Below are 363 nucleotides of genomic sequence, written 5' to 3'. Positions count from 1 at the left end.
CCGTAGCCTTTTCGTGTTCGCCGGCGCGAACGCAGCCATTTCTGCCTTCCGGCAGGCCCTTTCGGGTAGGGCTTTTACCCTTGTGAACCATTCCATTCACCCTTCAAGCCCATTTCCCCTTTGGGCCATTTGCTCCTGCTACAGCTGCTCATCGTTGGGGCAGGTGTTGATCCAGATCCATGGAGTCGTGAAGCACGCGAACCACCTCGAGCACCTGGTCAGTCGCAACCCGGAAGAAGACGAAGTGCCTGGGCCGAACAACCTTACCGACGTTGGGCATCGAGCGGCAGTAAACGAGGTGGATGCTGCGCAGGCCAGCTCCCAGCTCTTCACGGCTGATGCTGCCTACCTGTTGTGGGTCTG

Annotated in this window: 1 pseudogene; it reads right to left on the bottom strand. The window is 59.0% G+C overall.

Annotated features, from left to right (window positions below):
* Positions 1 to 148 precede the first annotated feature (148 nt).
* A pseudogene (locus HMPREF3014_RS07185) lies at positions 149 to 363 on the bottom strand (type II toxin-antitoxin system RelE/ParE family toxin); the annotation flags it as partial.

The organism is Pseudomonas sp. HMSC065H01 (assembly GCF_001815235.1).
Classification (GTDB): domain Bacteria; phylum Pseudomonadota; class Gammaproteobacteria; order Pseudomonadales; family Pseudomonadaceae; genus Pseudomonas; species Pseudomonas aeruginosa.
The sequence above is the reverse complement of the archived record's forward strand: the minus strand, read 5'-3'. Positions and strand labels throughout refer to the sequence as shown.